The following is a 5,688-nucleotide window of genomic DNA, read 5'->3' as shown; positions in this document are numbered from 1 at the left end:
AGCACACCCCCGGCCGGGACCGAGAGGCTCCGGATTGGGACCGGTCAGAAAGGTGCCAAGATGCTGTTGCGAATCCATCCTTAGCGTGATCTCAATAAGTCAGAGCACGATGTGTCCAGGACGAGAGCCTGCCGCTTCCGTATCCTGCCCGCGGTGGTCTTCAGTGGAAGTGCTTCGCCGAATTTGAGTAGTCACCGTGATACGCGGCGGACGCACCAGACACGTCAGGCAGACCCCCTACCGGGTTCGACATCCTTCCAGATTCGTGACTCACTGCAACTAAGTCCAGCTCCTAAGCGGTTTTGCTTCCTATGCTGGGTGTCGGTAGCCCCCGGCTACGAAACCTTCGAGAGAGGCCTTCTGCGATGACTGACCGGCCGCCATTGACGGGTGCTGAGCCCCACCGACCGGAGGCGTCGAAAAACCAGCACGCCGTCCGCGTCCTGGTTCTGCTCGACACATGCGGGGATCCGGTCACGGACGCCGACCCGGACGAGTTCGTGAAAGTCATCCGCAGCGAGCTGCGCCTGCAGGCTCTCGACTTCTGGCTGAGGAACCCTGATTATTTGGCAGATCAAGTCATCAGCAAGGTGGAAGCCGGCGAGCTGGACGCCGCTAGGTACCTCCCGCTAGCCCAGCATTTGCTTGACGGACCGGAGCCGAACCTGCATTGGTATCCGATGCCGAAGTGGCTGCGAGGCGCCTACGAGGCACTCGACGACGCGTTCTCGATGTTGCAGTCGTACGGCCTAGCCGAAGTACGTCGCAAAGGTAACCCTCCGCGACGTTACCGCAACGAGTTCTACCTGAAACCAGCAGGTGTTGCCGCTGCGGTCGAGCTGGCCGCGGACCCGGTTTTGTCTTGGTATGGACGGCAGGCAGAGCTAGTACATCTGGTCGCAGGTTCCGACAAGGGTGGGCGTCTCAAGGAGCGGCAGTACGAGCAGGCAGAGTACGCCCAGACGCAGTTGGGTTTGCGGATCGCGTCGATCGCGCCAGTGGTGCGGGAGCGGCTGGCTATACAACGTCAAGTGAGCGGAGCGAGCAAATGACCATTCTCGGTACTGAAATCCACGCGAAGCTCGTAAAGAAGTGGGAGGGTCTCGAGCTCAGTCGGGTCGAGCAAATCTTGGCCGAGGCGGGCATCGTGGACCGATCGAACGCGGGCGTCCCCGTGCAACTACATGTCACGCGCGTGGCGTTCTCCGGCGCGAAGTCGCTCGTGCTGAATGACAGCGGGGCCGTTGTCACGCCCACTGATGACGACAAAGACAAGCCTCGGGTGAGGGTGCCGTTCGAGTTCGATTGGAGTCCCGCCGCCGGCGTCAACGGTGTCGGCAGCGAGAAGAACCTTCGTGGCAAATCGTCGTTGCTGAAGGTCATCTCGTGGGCGCTCGTGGGGCGATCCTCTCTGCGAGCTGACGTCCAAAAGTGGATCAGCAGCGTGACCGTCGAGTTCACGATCGACGGGACGATGTTTGCCGTTGTGTTCAACGCGGTCGACGGTGTACCCAGTGGGAACATGTGGCAACGTCTGCCGTCGGGAGACGGTGAGGGCGTCAAGCTGGGCTCATTCACCAATGCGGATGCCTTCGAAGCGCTGATGAACTCATTCATGCTCGAGCGTCTGCGACTCGAGAGTCTCAGCGTGTGGGCGAAGGACAAGCTGCAGCCGCACGCGTGGCCTGCATATGCGGGAGCGCTGAACTTCTTCGCTGACCAACTCGACCCCCTCATCGGCAATGTGTCGAGCCTGTCGACTCGGCTTCTGCAGATGTTCGCTGGCACATCATGGGCGCCGACGGTCGGTCAGGTGAATGCAGCCCTCAGCCGGTACGAATACGAGAGCAATTTGGCGGCGGAAGAGGCCCGGGCCGAGAGCGAGCTCGCCCAGGCTCAGCGCGCTGACGCTGAGGCTCGGGTCGATTTGGCGTGGGCTGCGCTGGAGGCTCTGCCGCCGAGTGCCCCGGACGTGGCGAGTGTTTTCGCATTGGTGAGTCACGCCAACGACACCTCACAGACAGCTCACACATTGCGGTTGCAGCTTATAACAGCTCGTGGGGCTGTCGACGAAGCGCGCGCCCGTTTTCAGGCCGAGTTGGCGCGCAGACAGGCGGTGACAGAGGACAGGTTGGCGCGCAAGTTTTTCAATAGCATGCAGCCGACACAATGCCCTCGATGTGCTTCGAGGGTGACCGAGGAGCACCGGCGGGCCGAATACGATGAGCATGAGTGCTCGTTGTGCCACGCCGGTCTCGACCTGTCGGCACTCGACGACCAGATCATGGTCGCTGCTGAGATCTCTGACGAAGAGCTCGAACAGCTTCGCCGCACGGCCTCGCAGATGACGGACGTCGACGACGTCGACGACGATGACGCGGACGCTGTCGATGCTCTGGCCGCTCTGGAGCAGCTTGTTGCTGCTGCCGAGCAGTCTGCTGAGGCGATCGAGGCCGACCTGGTTGTCGCGCAGGCCGCTGAGCAGAATGCCGCTAGCTCGGTGACGGCCGCTCAGGATGGTCTGGCTGTGGCGGAGCAGCGCCAACAGGCGGCGATCGACCTCGCGCGTGCTCAGGGCGCCCTGGAGTCGCTTGTGCTTCCGCGAGCCGGTGCCCCGGGAGACGGTGAAAACGACCTAGTTGGTGCTGTCTTGAAGGCTGCCAAGCCAATCGTCGACAAGTGGTTGAAGGCGGATCAGGACCCTATCTTGAGCATGGTTTCCGAGGAAATCGCACGGCTAGCGCGTGACTTCGGTATCAACAACTTGGAGCGCGTTGCTCTCAAGGGCAACGCGACCATGAGGGTGTGGACCGGGGGCGCTGACGAGGGGTACGCGTCTGTCAGTGGTGGTGAGCGTATCCGTCTCAAGATTGCGACCGCCATCGCGCTGATGCGTGTGGGCAAACGCGAGGGCGTTGGCCGCCATCCGGGGCTGTTGTTCATCGACTCGCCCGCCTCGGAGGAGATCGGCGAGGCTGATTTGTCGAAGATGCTTGGGGCCCTTATGGACGTCGCGGTCGAGGCGGACGTTCAACTGTTCGTAGCGACCGCCCATACGGCCCTGCTCGAGAAGATTCTGAACGAGAGGAATGTACGGGCTGCTGACGGTGACGGCTATGTCTGGTGACCGTCCGCTGCCCTTGGGCGGTGAGCCGGGCAGTCGACAATGAAGACGAGATGAGGCGATGAACGTGGACAACCAGGACACCATCCGGCTTCTGCGTTCGTCCCTGAATGGGCAGGAACCGCCGACCTCCATTGTCGCGGACATCGGCGGCTGGGATGCCTTGGCTGAAGCTGTCGATACGCTCGTCGACGACCCTCTGCTGCACGTAGTCACCAGCATCGTGTGCCGCGACCTCGACCCTGACGATCCTGCTTGCATCGCGACTTCTCACACTCTCGTGGACGTCGTTGCCAAGACCGGCGACCCGACGACATTTGCGTCGGTCGTGGATACCATGTGCGGCTCACCGAGGTTCCTCGGCGTCGCGGGCAGCAGGCTTGCGGACGCTTGTCTGTCGCTAGCATGCCCTCCAGACAGCCACGATCTCCGTGACACGTCTGCGGGAGTAATACGCGCCGGCGAGGCGCTCGAAGTTCTGACACGCCTTGCTCTTGACGAGCACGGCTCGCGGTTCAAGGTCCTGGCGCTGCTCAGCGATATCAAGGGCGCCCAGCCTCCCCGCTACGCGCGAGCCGTCTTGCGCAGCATCACCGCCGCCTACGATCACTGGGACGGAGTTGACGACATCGTTGCAGTGGTAGAGGTCGTTGCTGAGGACGGAGGCGTTGTCGCCGAGGACGTCGAGTGGACAGCCGCGAACATTGAGGTACTTCGGGCACTCCGGTCGAGCACCGCAACCGCTGCCCTAGAGCACTTCAGCGCCGCACGCGCCCGACTTGCAGAAGTTGAAGATTATCGCGAAGACGCCGCCATCCTCAACCGCGTGCTAGGCCACCTTGAACAACTGATGGCAGTGGCGGCCGCCGGAGACCCCGTTCCCGTACAAGCGCTGATGTTCGACACCGGCGCGTTAACTGCGCTCCAGCGCGACGCTGAGCAGTATGCCGTCACCTCGTCCGGACTCGACCACTGGGCAGGGAACCGCAAGCGAGTGGTCGTTGCCAGCTGGGTTCATCTCGCCGAGGACCTCACGTGGCTGGGCGACCAGATGGACCGCGACGTGTTCTACGAAGTCGCTACAGTCGTTGACCGCATCGCAGCCATCTACGACGCCTCGCACTCGTACGACTTCACCGCACACCGCGCCGGGGCCGGCCTCGTCCACAAGGTCCTCCGTCCCGCCATAGAGGGTGGGTTCGTCCAACGCGCCACCTTGATGCGGCACCTGAGCGACCACGCCGAGGCGCTGCAGCAACAAGCATGTGCTGCTCCCAATGACGCTGCTTTGGGGCGTCGACTTGAAGGCGTTCGAGTCCTGCTCGAATCGGCCCGCGAACGCCTCCTGGCCAGCGAGCCGCCGGGAAAAGGCGACGAGCAAGCAGCCGTCCCGGCGCTGCTTGCTGACCTGTTGGAAGGCAGTCCTGAACTGGCCAAAAAGATCGCCCACACCTTGACGGCCGAGGACCTCGCCACAGTCGCGACAGCCGTAGCGACATACCACCACATCTCCCGTACCGAGCCCGATCTCACCGTCGACGCAATCATCACCGACATCGTTACCAAACTGCATAAGAGCGACGACTTCACGGGGGCCGTAGCCGATGCCGTCACCCGCGTCGTTAGAGCCCTCACGTTGTACGTCGCCTCGATGACCAACGTTCAGAAGTCTGACGAACAGTGGCTGTTCCAGGCGTCGGTGCCTGAGTCCAAGCTGCACAACCACCTTCTCACGTGGCTGTGGTCCAACCACTTCCGCCAACGCGCGAAGTCCGAGGTGCAGAGCGTCGCCGGAGGACGCACCGACATTCAATTCGCATTCGAGGGCTTTACATTGGTTGCCGAGCTCAAGGTTGACACCACTCATGTAGCGCTTGAAGACAAGCCGAAGTACATCCGGCAGACCGCGGCATACGGAAACACTGACATTAAGATCGGGTTCCTCGTTGTCCTACGTACCCCCGCGTCCGGCGCTACCAATCTGGACGACCTCGCCAGCAATGTCATACACGCCACGATCGACGGCAACGGAGGTGCTGGCGACCGCCATGTTGTCATGTTCGACATCCCTGGAAATCGCACGCCACCGTCAAGTGGCTGAGGGCGGATTCCAGTGATCGTTGTAACGCCCGAGTCAAAGTGGTGGCAACGATCACTGGAATCCGCCTCAACAGAAGGCCGCCAGTTATCTTCAAAAGTCACACACTGCGCCATGTAAGCAATCGCCCAGATTTGCGTCCCGCAGCCTAAGGGTGAACCGTCACCGGTTTGATGCCGCTTTCTTTCGAGTCTGGAAGGAAGATAGAGAGCATGCCGAAGAGGATCCCGGAGGAGACCAAACAGCGGGCTACCCGCCTGGTGCTGGACCATCTCGATGAGTACCCCACCCTGACCGCGGCCTGTCAGTCCGTCGGCGACCGGCTGGGCATCGGAAAGGAGTCCCTGCGCCGTTGGGTGCGCCAGGCCCAGATCGATGCCGGAGAACGCGAGGGAGTGCCCTCCAGTGAGAACGAGCGGATCAAGCAGCTCGAGCGGGAGAACCGTCAGCTGCGCGAGGCCAACGC

4 protein-coding genes are annotated in these 5,688 nt (G+C 62.1%); all 4 read left to right on the top strand.

Translation table 11 applies throughout. The features are described from left to right. Positions 1-365: 365 nt before the first annotated feature. On the top strand, positions 366-1,052 hold the full coding sequence (locus ACEXHE_RS13410) for a hypothetical protein (RefSeq protein WP_374786171.1): 687 nt from the start codon (positions 366-368) through the stop codon (positions 1,050-1,052). Continuing rightward, positions 1,049-3,127 carry a hypothetical protein gene (locus tag ACEXHE_RS13405; RefSeq protein ID WP_374786170.1) on the top strand — a complete coding sequence of 693 codons (2,079 nt, stop codon included), beginning with the start codon at positions 1,049-1,051 and terminating at the stop codon, positions 3,125-3,127. Before ACEXHE_RS13410 ends, ACEXHE_RS13405 begins: the two co-directional genes overlap by 4 nt. Positions 3,128-3,185: 58 nt before the next feature. Continuing rightward, complete coding sequence (locus ACEXHE_RS13400; protein ID WP_374786169.1) at positions 3,186-5,225, top strand: hypothetical protein; 2,040 nt, start codon at positions 3,186-3,188, stop codon at positions 5,223-5,225. A 209-nt stretch (positions 5,226-5,434) separates the two neighbouring features. Beyond that, on the top strand, positions 5,435-5,688 hold a 254-nt coding region (locus ACEXHE_RS13395; protein ID WP_374786168.1), incomplete at its 3' end, for a transposase.

The sequence above is a fragment of the Micrococcus sp. IITD107 genome, from assembly GCF_041927415.1.
Taxonomy (GTDB): Bacteria; Actinomycetota; Actinomycetes; order Actinomycetales; family Micrococcaceae; genus Citricoccus; species Citricoccus terreus.
Note: the sequence above shows the minus strand (reverse complement) of the source record. Positions and strands in the feature narration are given on the sequence as shown.